Origin of the sequence: Candidatus Sulfuricurvum sp. RIFRC-1 (genome assembly GCF_000310245.1) — a bacterium.
Classification (GTDB): Bacteria; Campylobacterota; Campylobacteria; order Campylobacterales; family Sulfurimonadaceae; genus Sulfuricurvum.
In genome coordinates, this window is sequence record NC_020505.1 from 723,048 (window position 1) to 745,068 (window position 22,021).

Annotated in this window: 24 protein-coding genes; 16 read left to right on the forward strand and 8 right to left on the reverse strand. The window is 44.1% G+C overall.

Annotation, left to right across the window (positions count from 1 at the left end; all coding sequences use genetic code 11):
* The first annotated feature begins 5 nt into the window (after positions 1 to 5).
* Both B649_RS03780 and B649_RS03785 read left to right on the forward strand, forming a co-directional pair.
* On the forward strand, positions 6 to 2,303 hold the full coding sequence (locus tag B649_RS03780) for a heavy metal translocating P-type ATPase (protein ID WP_015653178.1): 2,298 nt from the start codon (positions 6 to 8) through the stop codon (positions 2,301 to 2,303).
* A 42-nt stretch (positions 2,304 to 2,345) separates the two neighbouring features.
* Positions 2,346 to 2,603 carry a BrnA antitoxin family protein gene (locus tag B649_RS03785; RefSeq protein WP_041192393.1) on the forward strand — a complete coding sequence of 86 codons (258 nt, stop codon included), beginning with the start codon at positions 2,346 to 2,348 and terminating at the stop codon, positions 2,601 to 2,603.
* Positions 2,604 to 2,649: 46 nt separating this feature from the next.
* On the opposite strand, the gene B649_RS12095 is transcribed toward B649_RS03785, so the two are convergent.
* Positions 2,650 to 3,417, reverse strand: coding sequence for a hypothetical protein (locus tag B649_RS12095; protein WP_015653180.1), 768 nt, complete (start codon positions 3,415 to 3,417; stop codon positions 2,650 to 2,652).
* Positions 3,418 to 3,587: 170 nt separating this feature from the next.
* Between B649_RS12095 and B649_RS03795 the strand changes: the two genes are divergently transcribed.
* From B649_RS03795 to B649_RS03820, 6 genes are read left to right on the forward strand one after another with little or no spacing between them, the layout of a single operon-like run.
* Positions 3,588 to 4,325, forward strand: coding sequence for a TetR family transcriptional regulator (locus B649_RS03795; RefSeq protein ID WP_015653181.1), 738 nt, complete (start codon positions 3,588 to 3,590; stop codon positions 4,323 to 4,325).
* On the forward strand, positions 4,318 to 5,646 hold the full coding sequence (locus tag B649_RS03800) for an AarF/ABC1/UbiB kinase family protein (protein WP_015653182.1): 1,329 nt from the start codon (positions 4,318 to 4,320) through the stop codon (positions 5,644 to 5,646). The genes B649_RS03795 and B649_RS03800 overlap by 8 nt, the downstream gene beginning before the upstream one ends.
* Positions 5,639 to 7,132, forward strand: a complete 1,494-nt coding sequence (locus B649_RS03805) for a DUF4153 domain-containing protein (RefSeq protein WP_015653183.1) — start codon at positions 5,639 to 5,641, stop codon at positions 7,130 to 7,132. The genes B649_RS03800 and B649_RS03805 overlap by 8 nt, the downstream gene beginning before the upstream one ends.
* Entirely contained in the window at positions 7,119 to 7,481 is a 363-nt protein-coding gene (locus B649_RS03810; RefSeq protein WP_015653184.1) for a hypothetical protein, read from the forward strand. Before B649_RS03805 ends, B649_RS03810 begins: the two co-directional genes overlap by 14 nt.
* 4 nt (positions 7,482 to 7,485) lie before the next feature.
* Entirely contained in the window at positions 7,486 to 7,869 is a 384-nt protein-coding gene (locus B649_RS03815; RefSeq protein ID WP_015653185.1) for a VanZ family protein, read from the forward strand.
* Positions 7,870 to 8,340 carry an efflux RND transporter permease subunit gene (locus B649_RS03820; protein ID WP_015653186.1) on the forward strand — a complete coding sequence of 157 codons (471 nt, stop codon included), beginning with the start codon at positions 7,870 to 7,872 and terminating at the stop codon, positions 8,338 to 8,340.
* Here B649_RS03820 and B649_RS03825 read toward each other — a convergent pair.
* The 5 genes from B649_RS03825 to B649_RS03845 form a co-directional block, all read right to left on the reverse strand.
* Positions 8,306 to 9,031, reverse strand: coding sequence for a 16S rRNA pseudouridine(516) synthase (locus B649_RS03825; RefSeq protein WP_015653187.1), 726 nt, complete (start codon positions 9,029 to 9,031; stop codon positions 8,306 to 8,308). The genes B649_RS03820 and B649_RS03825 overlap by 35 nt on opposite strands.
* On the reverse strand, positions 9,009 to 10,841 hold the full coding sequence (locus B649_RS03830; protein ID WP_015653188.1) for an ABC-F family ATP-binding cassette domain-containing protein: 1,833 nt from the start codon (positions 10,839 to 10,841) through the stop codon (positions 9,009 to 9,011). Before B649_RS03830 ends, B649_RS03825 begins: the two co-directional genes overlap by 23 nt.
* 9 nt (positions 10,842 to 10,850) lie before the next feature.
* Positions 10,851 to 11,927: a hypothetical protein gene (locus tag B649_RS03835; RefSeq protein WP_015653189.1), complete on the reverse strand. Its 1,077-nt coding sequence runs from the start codon at positions 11,925 to 11,927 to the stop codon at positions 10,851 to 10,853.
* Between the two features lie 7 nt (positions 11,928 to 11,934).
* The gene (gene flhA, locus B649_RS03840) at positions 11,935 to 14,040 is read right to left on the reverse strand and encodes a flagellar biosynthesis protein FlhA (RefSeq protein ID WP_291750964.1); all 2,106 of its coding nucleotides are present in this window, start codon (positions 14,038 to 14,040) and stop codon (positions 11,935 to 11,937) included.
* A 93-nt stretch (positions 14,041 to 14,133) separates the two neighbouring features.
* Entirely contained in the window at positions 14,134 to 14,538 is a 405-nt protein-coding gene (locus tag B649_RS03845) for an Rrf2 family transcriptional regulator (RefSeq protein ID WP_015653191.1), read from the reverse strand.
* Positions 14,539 to 14,697: 159 nt separating this feature from the next.
* Here B649_RS03845 and rpsO point away from each other — a divergent pair, with 159 nt between their 5' ends.
* Entirely contained in the window at positions 14,698 to 14,973 is a 276-nt protein-coding gene (gene rpsO / locus B649_RS03850) for a 30S ribosomal protein S15 (RefSeq protein WP_015653192.1), read from the forward strand.
* A 190-nt stretch (positions 14,974 to 15,163) separates the two neighbouring features.
* The gene (locus tag B649_RS03855) at positions 15,164 to 15,628 is read left to right on the forward strand and encodes a hypothetical protein (protein ID WP_015653193.1); all 465 of its coding nucleotides are present in this window, start codon (positions 15,164 to 15,166) and stop codon (positions 15,626 to 15,628) included.
* A gap of 24 nt (positions 15,629 to 15,652) precedes the next feature.
* Here B649_RS03855 and B649_RS03860 read toward each other — a convergent pair whose 3' ends face one another.
* Both B649_RS03860 and kdsB read right to left on the reverse strand, forming a co-directional pair.
* Positions 15,653 to 15,994 (reverse strand): hypothetical protein, encoded by a 342-nt coding sequence (locus tag B649_RS03860; protein ID WP_015653194.1) that lies wholly within the window; start codon positions 15,992 to 15,994, stop codon positions 15,653 to 15,655.
* 74 nt (positions 15,995 to 16,068) lie between these two features.
* A complete protein-coding gene (kdsB, locus tag B649_RS03865) occupies positions 16,069 to 16,788 on the reverse strand; it encodes a 3-deoxy-manno-octulosonate cytidylyltransferase (protein ID WP_015653195.1) in 720 nt (239 codons plus the stop codon).
* A gap of 89 nt (positions 16,789 to 16,877) precedes the next feature.
* Between kdsB and B649_RS03870 the strand changes: the two genes are divergently transcribed.
* The 6 genes from B649_RS03870 to trpC all read left to right on the forward strand — a co-directional run bounded on the left by B649_RS03870 (position 16,878) and on the right by trpC (position 21,940).
* Positions 16,878 to 17,669: a hypothetical protein gene (locus B649_RS03870; RefSeq protein WP_015653196.1), complete on the forward strand. Its 792-nt coding sequence runs from the start codon at positions 16,878 to 16,880 to the stop codon at positions 17,667 to 17,669.
* Positions 17,666 to 18,733: a Fic family protein gene (locus tag B649_RS03875; protein ID WP_015653197.1), complete on the forward strand. Its 1,068-nt coding sequence runs from the start codon at positions 17,666 to 17,668 to the stop codon at positions 18,731 to 18,733. The genes B649_RS03870 and B649_RS03875 overlap by 4 nt, the downstream gene beginning before the upstream one ends.
* 109 nt (positions 18,734 to 18,842) lie before the next feature.
* The gene (locus B649_RS03880; RefSeq protein ID WP_015653198.1) at positions 18,843 to 19,541 is read left to right on the forward strand and encodes a methyltransferase; all 699 of its coding nucleotides are present in this window, start codon (positions 18,843 to 18,845) and stop codon (positions 19,539 to 19,541) included.
* Positions 19,526 to 19,906, forward strand: a complete 381-nt coding sequence (locus tag B649_RS03885) for a YkgJ family cysteine cluster protein (RefSeq protein ID WP_015653199.1) — start codon at positions 19,526 to 19,528, stop codon at positions 19,904 to 19,906. The genes B649_RS03880 and B649_RS03885 overlap by 16 nt, the downstream gene beginning before the upstream one ends.
* Complete coding sequence (locus tag B649_RS03890) at positions 19,899 to 21,155, forward strand: hypothetical protein (protein WP_015653200.1); 1,257 nt, start codon at positions 19,899 to 19,901, stop codon at positions 21,153 to 21,155. The genes B649_RS03885 and B649_RS03890 overlap by 8 nt, the downstream gene beginning before the upstream one ends.
* Positions 21,155 to 21,940: an indole-3-glycerol phosphate synthase TrpC gene (gene trpC, locus B649_RS03895; RefSeq protein ID WP_015653201.1), complete on the forward strand. Its 786-nt coding sequence runs from the start codon at positions 21,155 to 21,157 to the stop codon at positions 21,938 to 21,940. Before B649_RS03890 ends, trpC begins: the two co-directional genes overlap by 1 nt.
* The last annotated feature ends 81 nt before the right edge of the window (positions 21,941 to 22,021 follow it).

The following is a 22,021-nucleotide window of genomic DNA, read 5'->3' on the forward strand; positions in this document are numbered from 1 at the left end:
ATCCGATGGCAAAAGATATTGTCTGCGGAATGGAGGTTTCCCCCTCGACGCCGTATCAAAGCGATTATAAGGCTCAACACTATCTGTTTTGCTCCGGTCATTGTCAGCGCAAATTTGAAGAGCATCCCGAACACTACCTTTCCGAACCTCCCTCCGTATCGTGTCATAATCATAGCTGTGCCGTTGATACCGCTATTTATACCTGCCCCATGCATCCTGAAGTGGAGCAAATAGGGCCGGGCAGCTGTCCTAAATGCGGTATGGCGCTTGAGCCCAAAACATTGCAGCTCGAAGACGATACCACCGAATACGATGCGATGAAGCGCCGTTTTTGGATGAGCTTGCTGTTATCGGTCGTGGTATTGATTAGTGCGATGGGCTCGGAGTTTTTTCCCGAACAATTTGACGCGATGATCGATCCCAAATCGCGCCAGTGGTTTGAAATGTTCCTCTCCGTTCCGGTCGTTTGGTGGGGGGGATCGATTTTCTATATTCGGGCATGGGAATCGGTTCGTAACCGCAGTCTTAATATGTTTACCCTCATAGCACTGGGTACTGCAACCGCATGGAGTTACAGTGCCGCCGCCGTTCTTTTCTCAAACCTTTTTCCGGAAAATCTGTTGACCCATATGGGGGTAGTTCCGGTCTATTTCGAAGCGGCAGCGGTCATCACTGCCCTTGTCTTGCTGGGGCAGGTTTTGGAACTACGCGCCCGAAGCCGAACCAACGATGCCATCCGCCTTTTGCTGGGACTTTCACCGAAGAGTGCGCGTATTATCCGCTCGGATGGCAGTGAAGAGGATATCCCGCTCAATGGTGTACACTCAGGTGATAGACTCCGAATCCGTCCGGGAGAGAAGATTCCGGTGGACGGTGACGTGACCCTGGGGGAGAGTTATGTGGACGAATCGATGCTGACCGGAGAGCCGATTCCCGTCTCCAAAAAAAAGGGAGACCGTCTGATCGGTGCGACGATTAATACGACGGGAAGTCTCATTATGCAGGCACAGAAAGTGGGAGCCGATACGCTCCTTTCCCAAATTGTGGCGATGGTCTCGCAGGCACAGCGCTCCCGTGCGCCGATTCAGAAGAGTGCCGACAGAGTATCGGGTTATTTTGTCCCCGTGGTCATTTTGATTTCACTCATAACGTTTATTGTTTGGTATCTATTCGGACCTGAACCGTCGCTCGGGTATGCTCTCGTCAATGCCGTAGCGGTGCTGATTATCGCCTGTCCATGCGCACTGGGATTGGCCACCCCCATATCGATTATGGTCGGTACCGGCAAAGGGGCAACGGCGGGAGTACTCATCAAAAATGCCGAAGCGCTGGAGATAATGGAAAAAATCGATATCCTCGTCGTCGATAAAACGGGAACGCTGACGGAGGGAAAACCCAAAATGGTTTCCGTTATTTCCCAAGAGGGGTGGGATGAAAACAGGATTGTTACTTTGGCGGCTTCGCTGGAGAGAGGGAGCGAGCATCCTCTTGCATTAGCGGTAGTGAACGGCGCGCAGGAGAGAGGATTATCCCTGAGTGAAGCAGATCAGTTTCGATCGGTAACGGGCAAAGGGGTTGTGGGGATTATCGAAGGGGGCAGGATTGCGCTGGGGAATGTTGCACTTATGAAAGAGATGGGGGTCGAAACCGTCGCGCTTACGGCTGCTGCGGATGATTTGCGCCGCAGGGGAGAGAGTGTAATGTTTCTTTCCGTCGATGAAGCCCTAGTCGGGATACTCGGAGTCGCCGATCCGATTAAAGCGACCACCGCGCAGGCGATCCGTGATTTGCATGCGGAGGGGGTAGATGTCGTGATGTTAAGCGGGGACAACCGTATCACCGCCGAAGCGGTTGCCGCCCGACTAGGGATTGATCGGGTCGAAGCCGAAGTATTGCCGCAGCAAAAAGCCGAAACGATAAAACGGCTCCAAAGCGAGGGACATATCGTCGCTATGGCAGGGGATGGGATCAACGATGCCCCCGCACTGGCTCAGGCTCATGTGGGGATCGCGATGGGGAGCGGAACCGATGTCGCGATGGAGAGTGCGGGTATCACCCTCATCAAAGGAGACCTTCGCGGGATCGTCCGAGCACGCCGTCTCAGCCGTGCGACGATGCGTAATATCCGTCAAAACCTCTTTTTCGCGTTCATTTATAACAGTGCAGGGATACCGATTGCCGCTGGGGTTTTGTATCCCTTCTTCGGTCTTTTGCTATCACCGATGATTGCAGCTCTCGCGATGAGCTTTAGTTCGGTATCGGTCATTACGAATGCGTTGAGATTGAGAGGGGAAAAACTTTAATATCTTATAGGCAGAGGCATTATTTGATACAATACAGATACTATGAAAAAAATGCCTGAATTAAAAACCGAAGAAGAGATCGCAGCGTTTTGGGGCGAGCATGACTCGACCGAGTACATCGACTGGGATAAAGCCAAAAAAACACGGCTTCCTAATCTTCAAAAAAGCGCGAAAACGATCTCGATTCGTATGCCTGTCGATATGATCGAAACACTCAAAATTCAAGCCAATAAAAATGACATTCCCTATCAGTCGTATCTCAAGATGCTGATTTCGGATGGATTAAAGGCGCATGGGTAAATTACGTCATTCCCGACCTGATCGGGAATCTAACTATCTGGTGCCTTTAACCCTTAACGAGACTATTTTTAAATTCTAATAGTATTGTAGAATGCGTACTACTATTCTTATCATCAAAGATTTCAGGTAATTTAGTATTTGGACCGGTATCTATTGGAGAAGTGAGGGGTTCTTGAATAGCATTAGAATCTGTAAGGATGATTCCCAATGCGCCATTAATAAAATTTTTAATGGTAAGTGTTTCGCCAGTATATTTTGAAAATATCAGTGTATTCTTAGAAAGAGTATATATTCCATCATCTCCTCTGTATGAATTATGCTGATATGCAAATCTGCTATATATTTTATTTCCTCCGGTAAGGAGATTTTTTTCAAAAACAATAATTCCATTACCATCTGAATCATTTATATAATCTTGATTATTGCTGATGAAAACATCGTATCCTCTTCCACCAGCAAGATAATCGCCATGTTTATCATCGTTACCATTGATATCATTCCCAAAAATAATATCTTCACCTTTTTCACCGTATATAAAATCAGTACCATCTTCGCCATATAGAATATCATCACCCCGTCCAGCAAAAAAGAGATCATTTTTAGGAGAGCCTTTTAAAGTATCGTTTCCTTCATCAATATCAGCGAATTCTTCACCCACATCACCAATCCCTTCTCCAATGATAATCTTCCCATTGAGTTCAATTGTATGAATATTGGTCGTTGTAAGATGATCGTGTATTGAACAGCCAGAAGAAAAGAAAATAATAACTATGCCTAATAGTGTCAAAAATGGTTTTATAAAATAGGTCATCATTACTCTACTCTCTAAAAAAGTTAATTTTTATTATTTTAATATGATCAATAGTTTAAAGTGCTTAAAGTATGAAATTCAACCAAAATAAGTATTTTGCTTAACTTACTATAAAATACTTGACAACAATAATGCATTTAATATATACTACGTTAAATTAATGAGGAGGCGATATGAAAATCTCTCAGGAAAATAAAGAAATCACCAAAATGAAAATTTTGGCGGCAGGTGTTGAACTGATCATCGAAAAAGGATTCAAAGATGCTTCGATGCGTGAAATTGCGCAGCGTGCCGGAGTCAGTAATCCGACGATCTATAACTATTTCCCTACTAAAGAGCAGATGCTCTACGCCTATATCGAGTGGAAGCATCAGCAAACACGCGAAATTTTGGGAACTATCGAGGGGTTTGAGAACTATACGTTACGTGAACAGCTTCAAACACTGATCGAAACGGAACTCGAACTCTATCTCGAAGATCGTGAATTTATTCTCCAAATCTCAGAGATGGTATTTCACTCCTCTTCACTCAAACTCGATTCGCTTTATGCGACCAATCGCCTCTTCGTTGATACTGCCGCTGAGATGATTTCTATCGCCATCGAAGCGGGTGAGATCGAGAAGCCTCCGTTTGAAGAGTATCTGCCAAAGCTGTTTTGGGATTATTTTGTCGTGGTAGTGGCGTACTGGGTCAAAGATGAAAGTAAATCGTTCGAAAACACTACCCAGTTTATTGACCACTCGATGGGGGTGATCGAGGCAATTTTAAATTCGAGTTTGCTAAACAAGGCTTCGGATTTAGGGATGTTTTTGTTTAAAAACCATCTTCTCTCCGCTTTGACACGTTTGTCGACACAGCCAAGCCGTATGGGGAAAATCAAACGCAAGCTGGGGGAGGTTTTCCGTGGATAAGTCGATCCCGCTCAGTACTATCGCACGTGGCAAAGTGATCGGTAAGACGTTGATAAAAATCGGGGCGAACCATACGAAAGGATCAATCCGAAAAATGCTCGCCTCTAACCATACCCACCAATCGATTCACGAGCAAACTCACGAAGATACGGCGAAGATTATCATCGAAGCATTGGGGGAACTCAAAGGGGTATCGGTCAAAATCGCTCAGCAGGTGATGTTGGCACTGCCGTTTTTACCGCAGAGTTATCAGGGTGAGATTAGCAAATCGTTTAATGCCATTCCTCCGATTAACCGTGCTTTGATCCGTAAAATCGTGAAACAAGAACTGGAACGTTACCCCGAAGAGGTGTTTGAGCGCTTTGAATCGACACCGTTTGGGAGTGCCAGTTTGGGGCAGGTGCATAAAGGGGAATATTGGGGCAAAACGGTAGCGCTCAAGGTGCAATATCCCGGTATTGCCACGACGATTACTACTGATATGGGGATGGTTAAATTTATGTTGCAACGTTTTGCTAAAGGGCAAAATGTCGATCATTTGATCGAAGAGATTAATCAACGCCTTTTTGAGGAAGTGGATTACACGTATGAAGCGAAAAACCTTATGTTCTTTAGAAACAATCTCGTCCATCCCAATATCGTGATACCGGAGTTTTATCCTGAGCTTTCCACTTCCAAACTGTTGGGATGTTCGTATGTTCAGGGGCAGACGTTCGGTGAATTTTTACAATCAAATCCGACCCAAGAGGAGCGTAACCATTACGCTCAAATCTTGTTCGACACATTTTTTATCTCGTTGTATCGTCTCAAAGCGATCCATGCCGACCCCAATCCGGGTAATTTTATCTTTATGGAAAATGCTCAACTGGGGTTGATCGATTTTGGGTGTATCAAATACGTCGATGAGACTTTTTTGGTACGGTACAACGCTCTTCACCTCTCATTGATTGATGGGGTGGAGGAGGATACGATCGTCCGTCAATACGCGGAACTAAAAATGATCGATTTTGGCGATGTGGAGACCATGCGAAATTTTTACCGCGAGATTATCCAGCCGCTTGATTCGATCTATATTGGGGTTCTTAGAGGAGAGCGTTACGATTTCGGTACAAGCTACAGTTTTTCTAAAAAAGGGTTTGAGACTATCTTGGAAGTACAGAAAAAACAGACCCATTCGGTGCACAAATTTAACCAAGAGTATCTCTTTTTGAATCGTACATTGTTGGGATACTACACGATATTTGAGCAGCTAGGTGCGCAGATCGATACTCGATCGGCTAAAACACTCATGAGAGCGTTTCAAGGAGAAAATCATGGCTAATTTAACAGAAGAGATTCGTACGGTAGATTTAGAGGGGAACCGTTTTGCAAATGGATGGTTTAGTGTGACGTTGATCGGGGTGAGTTTGGCACTCGCGCTGTTTCAATCGTTTTTTGTCCCGAAAAATGCGGTCGGGTTGGGGAATATCCTCTTTTTTCTGATTGCGATGATTCCGATGCTATATTTGGCTTTGAGTGCACAAGTGATTAACCGCTATACGCTTTGGGTACTTCCATTTGTGACGGTATGGATCGCCGATGTGTTTATTTATAACAACACCTTGACACAAGCTTATCTCCCCGCGATTATCGTCTCGGCGATTCTCATTGTCTATCTCACGAGCATGCACAAAGTTGATCATTTGTATCAAACACTGATTCCGAGGCTATTGGTTGCGTTTTCGCCGTGGAAATATTTCAGAGCGTTTTTTTCTAATCTGTTCGCACTCAATCCGAACTATTCGATCTATAAGCGGATATTCAAAGGGGTGCTTGTCACCGTACCGTTTATTGCATTATTTTTGGCATTATTCATGAACGCCGATACCAAATTCAACAGCGCCGTAAATCGAATTATCGAACTCTTCGCGATTCCGAAAATCGATCAGATGATATCGGTACCGCTTTATTTTTTCCTCTTTTTAGGGGTCTATCTCTACAGCTATCTCAACCGTGCGCAACGCCCTAGTAATGATGAGGCAAAAGCGTATGATAAAGTGATAGTGGGGATTTTTTTAGGGGGACTTAATACCCTTTTTGCCGCCTTTTTGGCTTTTCAGATTGCCTATCTCTTCGGAGGGGAAGCGTACATTACCCAATCGGGGATCGCACCTGCTCAGTTTGCCCGCGAAGGGTTCTTTCAACTCGCATGGGTCATTGGTCTGGTCGTCGTTATCTTTTTGGGGATGATGCGCCGTTATAAAGGGGAGATGAGTATCCAAATCCTGATGGGGCTGTTTATGGCACAAACGGTCGTCATGGGGATTGCGTCGCTCAAAAAGATGCACCTGTATCAGACATTGATGGGGATGACGACACTGCGCTACTATGTGGAATGGTTTGAGTATTTTCTGATTGCGGTATTGGTCGTGGGGATCGTCCTCATGATTATCCGCCAATCGTATCACGTCATTTTGAGCACCGTCACCGCTATGGGATTGATCGCGTTTACACTTGTCGCTTCGCTTAATGTCGATTATATGATTGCATCGCACAATGTTGCGAAGTTCAAAGATAAACCTGAAAAACTCGATATAGCGATGCTCTCAACGCTCTCAATCGATGCTCTTCCGGCATTGAAACAGACTCCCGTGATGTTGAGCGTCAATTTTTCAAAAGGGAGCTGTAACTCTGCCATGCAATATCATTACGGTAGATGTGAACTGATCCGCCAACATAGTGATAAACAACTATTTTATATAACGCAACGCAAGACTGCTATCGTTGCAATCAATCCTACTGTAGAGGCTTCCAATGGACATTTTTGATTTTTATAAAACGTGTGGAATCGATATGAGTTGCCATAACGGCGGTCAGTTTTATGCGCTAAAGCGTTCGGATGCACTGGAGATGGTAGAACTCTTGAGAGAAGAAGGGGTAACCATTCACAGTATAGATGTATTGCATCGTAACATCAGCGGGTTATTCGATTATCGAAATGAGAGAGGGGATCGTATTTGCTGGGATTTTGACAGCGAAAATATCCCTGATGGGGAGCGTTATGGCGTATCGAAGATGAGAATAGAAGCTTTGGAGTCAGAGAACGTCGCGTTTTTGTTTTCAGATGAGAAATCGTACAAAGCATGGAAAAAAAATCATCAAAGAATGAGTGCGTAAACCGATGGAAACAGGAGTAAAACCGAACCCTCTTAAACGGCTCCTCTATCCGGGGCTGTTTTTTCTTCTCCTATTGGGGATAATCTATAAAGCCGATACGGCAAACTATAACTTCGCGTTTCATGTGGTGGGGATGATCCCCTACGGCGATAAAATTGCTCATGCCATCTTGTATGGGATCATGGTGTATTTGCTCAATTACGGGTTAAATGGGAAACGGTGGTTTAGGATAGAGATCGGGACGTTGCTTGTAATGAGCTTTGCGTTTGCCGAAGAGGTGAGTCAGCTCTATTTTCCAAGTCGCTCATTTGACTGGTTTGATCTTTTGGCGGATGCGGTTGGGATTTTTGCAGCGACGGTGGTTTATCGGTGGGGAAGGGGACATTAGATGTTAGAAGCTATCGGAGTTGTTTTTTTGATAGTATTGTTTTTTCTAGGATGTTTTTCACAATTGATCATTTATCCATTTTATTGGAGTGTCATTTATGTGGATATAGTTTATTTATCGATTATCGCTTTTTTTGTTTTAATGATTTTTGGCTTCTATGTGTTAAAAAAATATTATCGTCTTAATCGTTTATCTATTGCTTCATTGATCGGTGGAGGGATTATTTTTTTGGGATTTTCGGCATATATAGAAGCGTCGTTGTTTATTTGGAATGTAGCAAAAGAGAAACACCATACTAGTCTAACAGGTTTGCATATTAATTTGAGTAAATGGACTGACTTTTCATTATTTGATAGGGCAGATCATGGATGCACTCATGCGGAAATTGAAATTGAAGATCAACGGTATTATTGGAGTTTTAAGAAGAGAGATTTTGTTAAAGCTGAAGATAATTTAATGCGCTGTGATTGAGTACATAATACTCCCCAACCTCTAAATCCCCCAATCTCAAATCCCCAAAGCTAGAGCGGTGCAATGCAGTGACATGATTCCCCACTGCCGCAAACATTCGCCGTACCTGATGATAGCGTCCTTCGGTGATCTCCAATGTAGCGTGTATATCGTCAATGATAGTGAGCTTCGCCGGAAGACAGGGGCTTTTTTCACCGTTGAGCATCAGTGTTCCCGAGGCGAAAATTTCTGCTTCATCCCCTTTTAACGGTCGATCGAGTGTCGCTTCGTAGAGTTTTGGGACGTGATGGCGCGGGGAGGTGAGGCGGTGGAGGAGTTGCCCGTCGTCGGTAAGGAGCAGTAGTCCACTCGTCTCTTTGTCGAGTCGCCCTATGGTGGAGATTTTGGGATCGCGCATTCTCCAACGCGGCGGGAGGAGATCATAAACGAGTTTTCCCTCACCATCATCGTGGGAGCAGATGAATCCTATAGGTTTGTGCATCAAAATCACCATCCCAGTAGGAGGATCGAGCGGCTCGTTTTCAAAGAGGATTTCGTTATGTGAGACTTTGGTATCACTTTTTAGGGGAAGATTTTCGGTGTGGGTGATGATACCCTCACGTAGAAGAGCGGCAACCTCTTTGCGCACGCAATAGCCCAATGAGCCGAGGAGTTTGTCCAGACGGACTTTAGAGGGCTTCGAGTTTTTCATCGGTCTCTTTGGTGATCCGTTCAAAGTCATCACTGGCGATTTCGAGCCGCTCGAACAGCTCTTCGATCAGCTTCTCATCACTAGCAACCTGTTTGGAGAGTTCCATGAGTTTAGTGCTTTCTCCTTGATTGGAGTAGACGATCAGCTGTTCATGAGCCGTTTTCACCTTCTCCTCCAGAGTCATAATCGTATTCTCACAGTAATCGATCTCTTTTTTGAGAGGGTTCAGCAATCGGGAGCGCTCTTGGATCAGTTCGGCACGCTGCTGTTTTTGCTCTTTCTTATTGACATTCGCAGTCACTTTGACTGGTTTGGGAGCATCAGATATCTCTTCATCCCATCCGATCTTCTCCAAGAACTCATCGTATCCGCCATCGAAAAACTCTGCATTTCCCTCACGAAAGATGATAAGTTGATCGGCTAACTCACGCAATAGCATTTCGGAGTGGGTGACAATGACGACGGAACCCTCGAACCGTTTGAGTGCGTCACACAGTGAGTCAATGGACTGCATATCGAGGTGGTTGGTTGGCTCATCGAGGAAGAGGAGGTTGGCAGGGGTGGCGATGATTTTCCCCAGCATGACACGGCTGCGCTCTCCCCCTGAGAGGATAGATATTTTTTTATCGGCATCGTCGCCGCTGAACATCATGGTTCCGCAGATACCTCTAATACGGACATTTTGAAGCGTATTGTCGGCACTTTGGATCTCTTCAGTGATGGTGCGGTTTTTATCGAGGCGGTCGATGTTCGTTTGACCGAAGTGGGCGATGGCGGTGGAAGGGTGGGAAGTGATTTCACCGTTGGGCGTTAAAACCCCTGCGAGGGTGTTGAGGAGGGTTGATTTACCTTTACCGTTTTTCCCGATGATAGCGAGGCATTTTTTACTCTCCATATTAAATGAGAGATTATGGAAGAGGAGCTCATCGGCACTGTATCCGAAGGAGAGATCTTTCACCTGCATAATGATTTTGGCGGGGGTAGGTTTATACGAGAACGAAAAAGAGAGATCTTTTTCCCCTTCGAGTGATTCCATAACTCCCATCTTGTCCAGCTCTTTTTGTTTGGACTGTGCCATGACCGCCGTGGAAGCACGGGCTTTGTTTCGGGCAACAAAATCGATAAGTTCTTCACGTTTTTTGTCGTGATTGATTTTAGTTTTGACGTAGAGCTCGTCTTCGCTCTCCATCATTTCATAATATTTATGGCTATTGCCTTTGATTATAGAGACAGTTCTACGACGTAATCCCATCGTATGGGTACTGACCGAGTCCATAAAATCGCGATCATGGGTGATGAGGATCACTTCACCCTCAAAAGCTCGGATAAAGCTTGCCAGCCAGCGCAGAGAGACGATGTCGAGGTAGTTGGTCGGCTCATCGAGCAATAACAGATTGGGTTCGGTGACGAGGAGTTTGACGAGGTTGAGACGGATTTGATACCCCCCTGAAAAACTGAGCGGGTCTTTCTCCAAATCGTCTTGTGTAAATCCCAGACCGAAGAGGATTTTTTCGACCCGATAGACTTCGTGCTCCATATCCCCTGTGAGAACCGATGCACACTCTTCACGGACGGTTTTGTGGGTGAAGTGAAGATGTTGACGAAGGGTTCCGATGCGGTAGTTTTTCGGGATAATAATTTCTCCCGAATCATGAGGCTCTTCATCCAAAATGATTTTAAAGAGGGTCGATTTTCCGCTTCCGTTGCGTCCGACGAAACCGACTTTATTCCCGGCGTTCAGTTTGAGGGATAAGTTCTCGAAGAGAACCCGGGTTCCGTAGCTTTTGGTGAGGTTGTTGATTTGAATCATACGGTTGGGTTACTCTTCTATTTTATGAGGAAGTTTTCCGGGCATGGCCTCTTTGTTTGCGAGCATGTCTTCCATTTGGCGTTTTACTTTGTCGTAGCGGAATTGCTCTTTGAATCCTTGAATCCGCCCGCCTGCGGCATTAGGATGTCCGCCGCCGCCGACCCATTCTCCCGCCATCATTGCCACATCGACTTTGTCATGACCGCGTAGACTCATGGTGCCGCGTGTTCCAACATCGACAATAAAATCAAAATCGGGGAATTCAGTGAGAAAACCGTTTCCAATGATCGAGGTATTTCCCAGTCCGTAGCTTAAAAATCCTCTCCATCCTTTGTAATAGATGGTCATAGTCGAGCGTTTAGTTCCCAGCAGTGCAACAATGTGTTTCGTCGAGAGATTATCGAGGGTATTGTCCACACCGTCTTTGAAAAACTCTTTTTTCATTTTATGGAGTGCTTCGTCAAGGATGATGTTGGCATTGGGAAGATTGCGCATTGTGGCGGCATGTTCGAGCATGGCGAGTTTATATTCGCGATCTTCATCGGCGAACATGACGCGGCTGAGCTCTTTCGCATCACTGATGAGACGCATGCACACTTTGCCGTATTCAAAATCTTCAATTTCATCTTGATGCCAGAGATCGACTGCATTAACGACTTTAACAAATGCTTCGAGCCATCCGCCGCTCTCAAGTCCGTAGTTCTCCATTGCATATTCGTAGACGATTTTGGTCGCACAACGCTCGGTATCCAAAAAATACCACGGATATTGTGCCGCCGTATCTTTACCACTGCCGTGGTGATCGAGAAGGGTAATGGTAATGTTCCATCCGCCCTCATTGAGGCGATTGACCTCATTGTTAAGCCATCGTGCTTCATCGGGATAGAGGTTAAGGTCACTGATAAGGATAGTGGCACTTTGTTTGGCTTTTTTGATTCGCTCGATTATCTCTTCTAGACGATCCATGACTTCGGCACCGTAATTGGCATTAAAACTAATCATGGTGTGTTCAGTTTGGGCCATTACAAGCTGGCAGCTGTAGCCATCGAGGTCTATATGAGAGAGGTGATAAAACGTTTTTTGCATGAATATCCTATTTGGTATCTAAAGTGATGGAACCGAGTACTTCGAATTTGGCGTTCGAATCAATTTCGGCATGAGAGAGGGTGACAATATCGAGGCTGAAACGTTCATAGATTTCGGCCAACGGACGACGAAGTTTCGGATCAACAATAATAATGATCGGAGATATCCCTTTCTGGAGAAGTTCGGTTGCTTTTAGACTTGTTGCTTGGATAAGTCCGTTGATCTCTCCGACATTGAGAAGAAGCTGTTTCGCTCCGTCTCGTTCTTGTGATTTTTCCAACATTTTTTGCTCACTCATTGTATCGAACGTGAGGAGTTTGATAATCCCATCTGGTCCCGTATAGAGCTGAGTAATAATACGGGAAAGTTTTGCACGGACATGCTCGGTGATGGTATCGACACTTTTGGTGTATTCCGCCACATCGGCCATGGTTTCTAAAATTGTGATCATATCTTTGAGCGGTATCCGTTCATGCAACAATGCTTTGAAAACTCGTTGAATAAGACCGATATTCGCCACTTTGAGGAGATCATCCACGACAACCGGATAATCGTTTTTGATTTTCTCGATAAGCGACTGAGTCTCTTGGCGAGTGAGGAGCTCTTCAGCATGTCGCTTCACCAGTTCACTCATGTGGGTAGAGATGACCGTTGCCGGGTCGACAACGGTATAGCCGTTAATGATGGCATCTTCTTTGAGAGCAGGGTCAATCCACAGCGCATCGAGTCCGAATGCAGGCTCTTTTGTAGGTTCCCCTTGAATTTCGCCCATTACCATTCCGCTGTCCATAGCGAGATAACGATCGGGTTGAATCAGCCCATCCCCAATATTGACCCCTTTGAGGAGAATTTCATATTGGGTCGGTTTGAGGTGGAGATTATCGCGGATACGGACCTGCGGCATGAGAAACCCGAAATCCGAGGCGATTTTACGCCGCATGGATCGGATACGTTCCAGCAAATCTCCCCCCTGCGTATTGTCCGCGAGGCGAATGAGTTGATATCCGAGGGTGAGTTCGAGCATTTCGATTTTGAGAATATCTTCTAAGGCAGCTTCTTCCTCTTTGGCAATCTCTTCATTTGTTTTGCGGCGAGGAGCGGCGGATGTTCCCCCCTCACTGCCGGAAGCTCCGTCAGAGCCGGAGAGAACACCTTTTTTTGCAACGGCAGGGGCAGAGGTGAGTACGAGATCCCCTTTTTCATATTTATACAGGGCATATCCCAATCCGGCGAAAACAAGTCCTACAAAGCCCATTGAGAGGGTCGGTAGCCCCGGAACCATAGCGAAAAGGATCATGATGAATCCGACGATGATCATAACTCGAGCATTTCCCATGAGTTGGTTAATGCTTCCTTCGGCGAAGTTCCCACCGGTATCGCTTGAACCGCGTGTGATCATAATACCGGTTGCGGTTGAGATGATGAGCGCGGGTATTTGGGATACGAGTCCGTCCCCGATCGTGAGGATCGTATAGGTATGCGCACTGCTGGCGACATCAAGATCGAATTGAAAAATTCCGATTAAAAAGCCGCCGATGATGTTGATGAGGGTGATGATGATCCCCGCAACGGCGTCTCCTTTGATAAATTTGCTCGAACCGTCCATTGCTCCGTAGAAATTGGCATCTTGCAAGATCTCCGCACGGCGGCGTTTTGCTTCGCTCTCGTCAATCAATCCGCTGTTGAGATCGGCATCAATCGCCATCTGTTTACCGGGCATTGCATCGAGGGTGAAACGTGCCGCAACTTCGGCAACGCGGCCTGAACCTTTGGTGATAACCATGAAATTGATCAAGACCAAGATGGTAAAGACGATAACCCCGATGACCATATTGCCGCCGACGACGAAGTTCCCGAAACTGGTAACGATATCACTGACCGCTTCAGGCCCTTCGTGACCGTGACTCAAGATCATACGGGTGGTTGCAATGTTGAGGGCCAGTCGAAAGAGGGTAATGACGAGTAACAGCGTCGGAAATGTGGTTAAATCGGTCGGTTTAGGGATATAAAGTGAGATTAATAATATGAGAACTGACAAGGCGATGACAACTGCCAGGAGTAAATCCAGCAGCGCACTCGGGAGTGGCACGATAATAATCGCCAAAATTGCCATAACGAAAAAAACGACACTGAGATCGCGTGAGGCAAAAAGTGCTGATAATACCGTTTTAATATCGGGTGTTTTATTTTTTGCTTTTGCCAAGCATTACTCTTCTAAAATGGCTTCGAGGGTCAATGTACCTAAAAAAGTGTCCACTTTCCCTTGTAATCGGTTTAAAAATGGCCATAAACCGCAACTCATTGCTTTATTGGAAGGACAATCCTCTTGTGATGGGGAGCAACTAAATACGGCAGGGCTTTTCCCCTCAACCGTTTCCATCACTTCTAAAACCGTAATGTCGCGGCTATGTCGGGTAAGCTCAAATCCTCCGTTAACCCCTTTATAAGAGTTGAGAATCCCTTGTCTGGCAAGTGACTGGAGAATTTTGGCTAAAAAACTTTTAGAGATGTCGAGTTCACGAGAGAGGGTGTCTACATCGAGAGGACGACCCGCTTTGGCCAAAACGATAAGCGACAATAGAGCATATTCGCTGGCGCGGGTCATCAACATAGCGGATCCTCCTGTAATTGGAAAGTTATTATAGCTAAAAATTATTAGAGGTGACTTGCAGGGAAATTTAGCGCAAAACGGGAATTTTTTAGCTATAATTCCGACCCTGCTTGAACGAATTGTCTTTCAAGTAAAATTTATACCCATCAGGAGGCTATTATGGCTTTAGATACGGCAAACAAAACGCAAATTATCAAACAATACCAAAGAACTGAAGGTGATACCGGTTCAAGTGAAGTACAAATTGCACTTCTTTCAACTCGTATTGCAGCTCTTACTGAGCATTTGAAAACATTCAAAAAAGACCATTCATCACGTCTTGGTCTTTTGAAACTTGTTGGTCAACGTCGTCGTTTGATGCGTTATTTGAAACGTACAAACCGTGCGGTTTACAACAAATTAGTTACTGATCTCGGAATCCGCGACAATATCTAAGTTTTTCTTCGATATCTTCCCCTTTCGGGGAAACTCTTCCCCCTTTTTCTTTCATAGCAACTTCTTTTAAAATCTTTGTAATCGCATCTCGTAACTGAAACAATTGATGCAAATAAAATTCCCACTTGCAACACCCTCCAAAAAGATATACAATAAACAATCATTTATTCATTAAAGGGTGGGACGAACGATGGAAGAAAACCAATCTAAAAAATCTAAATCAACCGCTTTAATCGTTCTAAGTATCTTCTCGTTAGCCGTTTTTATGAGTGTGCTTATTTACTCGGAAGTGGAAAATAAAATGGGGAAAGAGACCCAAGAGATATATCATTCGGAGATAAAGAGCATAGAAAAATATCTGAATGAGGGAAATTGTACCGAAGCGGCTTCTGAATATAACCGTGCAAAAGAGACTCGCAATGTCATTGTGGAGAGAGGGCTTTATTACAGTCTTGATGCTCACGCGAAGCAGGCACACGCGATAGAGATTGCAGAGTGCTTTGCTAAAAATAAAGAGTTTGACAGCGCAGTCGCTATTTTGGACAGTGAACCGAGTGAAGATCCCGACTCTCTTTTAAGGGCATCACTCATCTATCAAGGTGCGGGAGAATTAGAAAAAGCTCAAGCCGCTAAATCAAAAGCGGAAAAGTTTTAACCTTTCTTGCGCAGAGAATACCTATCAAACATCGTGATGATAATGTTCTAATACCCGCTTGTACTCTTCATAAACCTGTTTTGGCGTGAGTGAGCTTTCATACATTTTTAGGATTTGACGAATAAAATCGATAGGATATTCGATCGACAACCCTGCATTTCGTGCGTAAATTTTAGTTAGTGTTTCGTACATCCCCTCGTAAATTTCCGGTTCTTCAGATTTAAGGCGTTGGAGATTCTCTTCGGCTTGGATAAGCTTGCTATCGTTAAACTCACCCCGTTCATGGATCGTTTTGCGAAGCTCAACGTATTCTTTTAAGTTTTTACGGTTTAGGACATAATCGGTAAACAGTTCTATGAGTGACATTTCTACACCTTTATTCGTTTTGATAATTTTACGCTTTAAGTATAGCAACAGTATAGCAGTGAAAAACGTTTATATTAAACTCCGAAAATTTTCTTCGCCCGCTCCAAATCCTCTACCGTATCGATCCCGAATCCGCTACTGGCCACTTTCACCATCGAGATTTTTTTGCCGTGATAGAGTGCGCGGAGCTGCTCTAGTTTTTCGATGTCTTCGAGCGGTGCTTCGCCGAGGGCGCAGAAATCATGTAAGGACTTTTTCGTGAAGCCGTAAATCCCGATATGTCCGAAATAGTTCGCCTCGCCGCTGCGGTTGAACGGGATCGGCGAACGGGAGAAGTAGATTGCGTTATGATCTACATCGGTGATGACTTTCACGAGGTTCGGATCTTGTGCCGACTCGGTGTTGATCGCGTTGTAGCAGCTAGCCATGATAAACGGAGCGCTCATGGCTTTGAGGGCGTTGAGACGCTCGATGAGTAGCTCAAGTACTTCCGTTTCGATAAACGGCTCATCGGCTTGGACGTTGATGATGAGTTCATCATCAGGTACATCGATGATCTGAGCGCACTCATTGATACGGTCGGTTCCGCTTTTGTGCGTCGTAGAGGTGAGACGCGCTTCGACACCGTGTGCCACACAGATTTCGAGGATTTTTTCATCGTCACACGCGACGACGACACGATCGATGGACTCGACCCGTTTTGCGGTACGGATCACCATCGGCAAACCGCCGATATCGGCTAAAACTTTTTCGGGAAAGCGGGTGGAAGCGAGACGGGCAGGGATGATAATCATAGTTAAACCTGATATGAAGTGATATAATTGTTGAATTATATCCCAAAGGGTGAAAGATTGGATGATTTGAAATTGGAGAGGAATTTATAGTGAATTCAGTAGCACTACAATCTATCAATGATGGCGCAAAAAAATTATTGAAAGAAACAATTGCAGAATTATCGAAATTTGATGGATTAGAATATATTATCATTGGTGGATGGTGTCCATTTTTAAGAAATACTCAAGAGATTCCTCATCCTGGAACTTTGGATGTCGATATACTGTTCAGAGAAGGTTATCAATCGAAAACTCTCGAAAAAGTTATAAAAGCTTTTATGGAAGCTGGGTTTATTCCATCAGCTAAACATCCATTTCAATTACTGAAAAAGCAACAAATACAAGATAAAGAATTTATTTTTAATATTGATTTATTACATCCTAAAATGACTGAAGCTAGTGAAATTAAAGGTATGTTTGTTGATCATTTGGATTTAGATATACCTTTAAACAGAGAAGAAGATACAGTAAAAATGATGTCAATCGTCTTGCCTAATTCTGCTTTGTTATTTAATAATGATTTATTTGATAAATATTCATTGGACGGTTTAGAATTTAATCTTGTTGATTTTACAGGTATGTTTCTCACAAAGATGGAAAGCTGTCAAAAACAAAAGAGAGAACGGGATTCATTTGATATCTATTTGGCATTTTTAAATAATGGTGCTGATATAAAAAAAATAAAATCGATAGCTAAAAAAAATATTCATGTGAAAAAAGCATTAAAAGGTTTTAAAAAATTTCTCAGAGATAAGTCTGATATTTTTGATTCAAATATTAACCATTTTTATAAAGAGTATTCAAAATCTCCAGCAAAAGAGCTATTGAAGAAAATAAAATGACCCAATTCACCCCGCAAACCTTACCTCTTCCCCAAAACATCGAAACCACTAAAATTCTCAAAAAATCGATCAGTGCTAACCGTGCATTAGCCCGTCTAAACGGTGTGGCGAAGATTATCCCTAACAGTGCGATCCTCATCAACTCTTTGCTACTACAAGAGGCGAAAGACAGTTCTGAGATCGAAAATATCATCACGACGCATGATGAACTCTATCGTGCGGGATTGGATATTTCCAGTGTCACGAATGAAGCCAAAGAAGTACAAAACTATCGTGAAGCACTGCTACAGGGTTTTTCTCTCGTACAAGATAATCGTTTGTTGTTAAAAAAGTATATTATAGAGATTCAGCAGGTATTGGAACAGAACAATGCAGGTGTGCGCCGTCAAAGCGGTACGATTTTGAAAAATATACAAACGGGGGAGGTTGTCTTTACTCCGCCGCAAGAGTATGAGGTCATACAAGCACTTTTGGATAATCTCGAAACGTATATCAACGAACCCAACGACATAGATGATCTCATCAATATGGCGATTATCCATTATCAGTTTGAGTCTATCCATCCGTTTTATGACGGTAATGGGCGAACGGGACGGATTATCAATATCTTGTATCTGATTTTAAAAGATTTACTCGATATTCCTATCCTTTATCTGAGCCGTTATATCATCACTCATAAGGCGGATTATTATAGACTTCTTCAAGAGGTTAGAACCAAGGATAATTGGGAAGAGTGGATTTTGTATATGCTCGATGGAGTGGAACAAACGTCGCTCGAAACGGTTGAACTTATAAACGGCATCAATGATTTGATGATTGTAACGCAAGATAAAATATCTACGCAACTGCCAAAGATTTACAGTAAAGATTTGGTTGAGGTGCTATTTATGCATCCGTATACGAAGATAGAGTTCTTGGTGGATAGATTAGGTATTACAAGACAAACAGCATCTAAATATCTCAATGAACTTGAAACTGTGGGAATTGTAAAAAATATTCAAATCAAAAACAGTAAATTTTTTGTCAATCTCGAACTTTTTGATATGTTAAGAAAAGGCATTTAATTTGACATATCCAAAGAGCTATGTTAAAAAAACTAAAAAAAGTTAACATAGCTTTAGACCTATGTTAAAAAAACGGCAAAATTCACACATTACACAAAAAGGTCTCTTAATGCTCCTTTATCAACCCGACGGAGGCTATTGTTACAACAGCGATTCGATATTGCTCTACGGCTTTATCTCCCGCTTTGCCCCAAAGGGGAAAATGCTCGATGTCGGAGCGGGGAGTGGAATCGTAGGGCTTTTGATCGGGCGGGATTTTCCTGCCGTGAGAGTCGAAGCGGTTGAAAAACAGCCTTTGTATGCCGAATTTGCCCGTCGAAATGCGGCGATTAACCATATCGGATACACCCTGCATGAGGGGGATTTCTTAGAACTCGGTGCTCACGGAAGCTATGATTGGATCGTCTCTAACCCTCCGTTTTATCATGAAAATGTGTCTCGTTCTGAGAACCCGATTCTCCATCAGGCACGCTATAACGTCCACTTGCCGATTGAGCCGTTTATGAGCAAAATATCCAAACTTCTCAAATCCAACGGAGAAGCGGTGATCTGTTACGATGCACGTCAATTTGTTCAGCTTTGCACTGCGTGCGAACGCTCACGATTAAGAGTCGTTGATGTACAATTCGTCCATTCAAAAGAGGATCGTCCCAGTACACTGGTGATGCTCCATCTGAAAAAAAACAGCAAAGCAATGTTAAATATTTATCCTCCGTTAATCACGTTTTCGGATGAGTGTTATACCCCTGCGGTGCAGGCGATTTACGATAAAGCAAAGGTGCACAGTATCAAATGTCCGAGTATATGACACAAGAAGGTTTCAGTTTTGCGTTTGATCCCTCCGCTTGCGCTAAATGCGGGGGAAACTGCTGTACCGGAGAGAGCGGCAATATTTTCGTTTCCGTCACCGAGATTGCGGCGATTGCCAAGCTGTTAGAGATGGATGAGGGGGAGTTTCGCCGTACGTATCTGCGTAAAGAGGGCTTTCGCTTTTCCCTCAAAGAGAAGCTGGTAAAGGGCTCATATGACTGTGCGTTTTTTGATCGTTCACTAAATGGGTGTAGTATTTACACTGCAAGACCGTTGCAGTGTCGAACCTTCCCGTTTTGGGATTATTTTCGTCACCGCATCGATGAACTTAAAGCGGAGTGTCCGGGGATAATCCATGATTAAATTACTATCGATAGCCTTCTTGATCGTTTCAATGGCAAATGCCGCACCCAAAGCCATCAATAATGGGAATCTATTAGAAGATACCTTTTCACTCTATGCGCTTGATGCGCAGATGCGTCAACAGCATCATCAAGCGTCAGCTTTTTTTGCTGAACTTTACAAGCAAACATCCAAAAAAGAGTATCTTTACCAGTCATTACGGATGTTGGAACAATCCAACGACATTAAAACGCTTACCCAAAAAACGGCAGAAGAACTGGTAAAATCTCCTGAAGATCAAACATTAAAACGATTTGAGATTATCGCTTTGCTCAAAGCGGGAAGTTTCGGAGAAGCGTCGCAAAAAGCTTTGAGCTTGAGTGAAATAAGCCAAAAAGCATCCGATTATCTCCTTTATGCCGAATCACGGCTCAAACTGGGAGATTATGCGGGTGGTGTAGGGATCCTCAAAAAAGCGTACGCCCAAAATTATGATGAAACGACGGCAGAGCGGATCGCTTTGATTCAATATGCGCAGTTAGGTGAAAAAGCCGAAGCGATCAAGTTTTTAAAAGAGCATCTCGGAACTCATGGAAACAGCCAAATTATCGGTAAGCGTTTGGGGAGTTTTTATGCCGATAGCGGCCAGCTGGGTGATGCGGCACTGATTTATGAACAAACGTACGATGCTTTTAAAGAACTTTCTGCTGCGGACGAAGCCCTTAAAATTTATTTGTATCAGCAAGACATTTCAAAAATGACCGTTTTGCTCGAAAAATCACATTTGAACGATCCTCTTTTGCTCGATTTGTACGTCAAAGTAAAAGTATTTGATAAAGCTTCAATCTTGGCCCAAACGTTGTATGAACGAGAAGACAATCCTCTTTATCTTGCGCAGAGTGCTGTTTTTAAATACGAAGGTGCGAGCAATCGAAAAGATCCCGTTTTGCTCTCACAGGTGATGGAAGGGCTTAAAAAAGCGCTGCAAGATATCGAAGACCCTCTTTATCTGAACTATTTGGGATATTTAATGATCGATCATGAGATCAATGTCCCTGAGGGGATGGGATATGTCCGTCGCGCCCTCGAAAAACAGCCTGACTCACCGTTTTACATCGATTCATTGGCGTGGGGGCATTACAAACAAAATGAGTGTGTTGAAGCACTGCGTTTGATCAAACAAGTCGAATCGATGATAGGAACGGATGAGCAAGAGGTGAAAGATCATCTCAAAGCGATTGAAAAGTGTAAAACCAAGGAGAATAATTAATGATATTAGACGACATCATCAAAAAAACCAAAGAAGATCTGATAGAACGCGAAGCCAAATTCAGTATGGATTGGCTCGGACGTTCATTGGCATTTAATGCACGGGCACCTCGTGATGTGAGACCTTATCTCACCTCTACTCCCGAAGAACCGTACCGCATTATTTCGGAAGTGAAAAAAGCAAGCCCTTCGCGTGGCGTAATTCGTGAAGACTTCGATCCCGTAGCGATTGCTCAGGCGTATGAACGCGGCGGAGCGAATGCGATTTCAATCCTTACCGAGCCGCACTTTTTTCAGGGTAATCTCGATTATCTCGCGGAGATTCGCCGTTATGTGAGTATTCCGCTTCTGCGCAAAGACTTTATCATCTCCAAATATCAGCTTCTTGAAGCGCTTGTGTACGGAGCCGATTTCGTCCTCCTGATTGCGGCGGCACTGAGCAAAGATGAGCTTAAAGAGTTGTTGAACTACACTCGCCATTTGGGGATGGAGGCTCTCGTTGAGATTCACGATAAAGCCGAACTGACCAAAGCAATCTATGCGGGTGCGGACATTATCGGGATTAACCACCGTAACCTCCAGACGTTTGAGATGAATATGAATTTGAGTTACGATTTGATACCTCTCATCCCGAACGGGAAAATCATCGTTGCTGAGAGTGGAATCTATGAACACGGTCAGTTGGAAGATTTGAACAAAGCGGGTGTAGATGCCTTTTTGGTCGGTGAATCACTGATGCGTCAAGATGATGTCGAAACAGCACTGAAAACTCTAAAAAACGGCTAAAAAGTACATTTGACTGTTTTTTAAGCAACCCTTGAGATTACTTTAGGATATGATTGACTTAGTCCTAATACTCAAGGGGTG